This window comes from Mesorhizobium sp. M8A.F.Ca.ET.161.01.1.1 (genome assembly GCF_004792105.1).
Lineage (GTDB): Bacteria > Pseudomonadota > Alphaproteobacteria > Rhizobiales > Rhizobiaceae > Mesorhizobium.
This window is the reverse complement of record NZ_SRTD01000253.1, coordinates 1-337: the sequence shown is the minus strand read 5'-3', so window position 1 is coordinate 337 and position 337 is coordinate 1. Positions and strand designations below refer to the sequence as shown.

The window sequence follows — 337 nt, the reverse complement described above, 5'->3', positions numbered from 1 at the left end:
AGCGGGGCGGGCATGGTCTGGCTCCTTATAGTCGTCCTAATTTACCTTGGCTGGCGCGCAAACGTTGCCAGACTGGGCTCTCTGCCGGAATTTCCTGCTGTTCGCAGACCTCTCTGCAACTCTTTCTGCTGAATGAAAAAAACATCGTTGCGTCGACAGCGCGCGTCCATGTGGTAAGATTTCAATTGCCGCGCCAGAATTTTATGCCGCGTGTCTGAAAAAACAAAAGGGGTTCCGCACGTGATGAAACTTGACCGGATCGATATCAAGATTCTCTATGAACTTCAGAAAAACGGTCGCATCACCAATGTCGAGCTGGCGGAACTTGTCAATCTTT

The 337-nt window shown here is 50.1% G+C and carries 2 protein-coding genes; both read left to right on the top strand.

Going from position 1 to position 337, the window contains the following annotated elements; genetic code table 11:
• The coding region (locus tag EN804_RS37785; RefSeq protein WP_210237391.1) for a hypothetical protein at window positions 1-218 on the top strand (218 nt) is incomplete at its 5' end.
• A 25-nt stretch (window positions 219-243) separates the two neighbouring features.
• The coding region (locus EN804_RS35585) for an AsnC family protein (RefSeq protein WP_135922373.1) at window positions 244-337 on the top strand (94 nt) is incomplete at its 3' end.